Origin of the sequence: Bacteroides caecigallinarum, assembly GCF_021530995.1 — a bacterium.
GTDB classification, from domain to species: domain Bacteria; phylum Bacteroidota; class Bacteroidia; order Bacteroidales; family Bacteroidaceae; genus Phocaeicola; species Phocaeicola faecigallinarum.
The window spans coordinates 1-1,133 of record NZ_JADYTF010000242.1; the positions used below are offsets into that span (position 1 = coordinate 1).

The 1,133-nt window shown below is 50.5% G+C and carries 2 protein-coding genes and 1 pseudogene; all 3 read left to right on the forward strand.

Translation table 11 applies throughout. The features are described from left to right. Positions 1–81 precede the first annotated feature (81 nt). Positions 82–507 carry a helix-turn-helix domain-containing protein gene (locus I6E24_RS16345; protein ID WP_455577815.1) on the forward strand — a complete coding sequence of 142 codons (426 nt, stop codon included), beginning with the start codon at positions 82–84 and terminating at the stop codon, positions 505–507. A 2-nt stretch (positions 508–509) separates the two neighbouring features. Then, on the forward strand, positions 510–860 hold the full coding sequence (locus I6E24_RS16350) for a helix-turn-helix domain-containing protein (protein ID WP_217770530.1): 351 nt from the start codon (positions 510–512) through the stop codon (positions 858–860). Positions 861–879: 19 nt separating this feature from the next. Then, positions 880–1,133, forward strand: a pseudogene (locus tag I6E24_RS16355) (hypothetical protein); the annotation flags it as partial.

A 1,133-nucleotide genomic window follows, 5' to 3' on the forward strand; every position in this document is an offset into this window, starting at 1 on the left:
GCTAACTGGCAACTTGTTGCGCCGTTTGTCCGGGTAACGGAGCCATTTCTCAAAAAAATCTCACGTGAGCCACGTAGTGAGTTGTTAAAGCCCCTTTTGTTTATTGCTGAACTTTGCCGCAGGAACAAGAAAAAAAGACAGAACATGAAAGTGATAACGATGGAAAGTTCCGCATACAAGGCAATGATGGAACAGATAGCAGAAGTGGCCGGCTATGTCCGTGAAATCAGGGAGGCGATGAAACGTGAAAATACGGACAGGCTTCTCGACACGAATGAAGCCGCCAGAGAACTGGGCGTAAGCAAGCGGACCTTGCAGCGCATGAGGGATGATCACCGTATCAGATACGTGGTCCTGCGGCGCAAATGCCAGTACAGGCTCTCGGAAATCCGGAGGATTCTTGACTCCCATACCATCCGGGAGGACGGCAGGACACTCAACGAACTGCACCATAACAGCAGACTGCCCACCGGAAACGGCAGGCAGCCGAAAGGAAGGAGGACATGAACATGGAACTGCTGACAAAGAAACTGTTTGAACAGTGGATGGAAACCATCCTTGAAAGGCTTGAACGTCAGGACGAGATGCTGCTTGCCCTGAAAGCACCGGAAAAACGGGAACACACGCCGGACAGGATACGGCTCTTTGACAACCAGGACCTGTGCCTGCTGCTCCAGATAAGCAAACGGTCACTGCAACGCTACCGCAGCACGGGAGCCTTGCCCTACAAGATACTGGGCAAGAAGACCTATTACAGCGAAGATGACGTACTGAAATTCCTGTCGGAACACGTAAAGGACTTCCAGAAGGACGATGTCGAGTTCTACAAGGCTCGTATCCATAATTTCTTTAATAAATAACAATTAAAAATTTTTCAAAATGGCAAAGAAAAGCGACGAAAAGGACGTGCTGATAGTCCGTGACGAAAAGACGGGCGAAATCAGCGTGGTAGCCGGCCTTAATGCGGACGGCTCGCCCAAGCGGACTCCGGCAAGGCTGGACAACGCAAAGGATTTTCTACTGTTCGACAAGCATGGCGACATGCTCGACAACTTTTTCAAAAACTTCTTCCGGCAATGCAAGGAACCCAGCCGCTTCGGTTTCTACCGCATAGCGGCGGATCAGGTGGATTC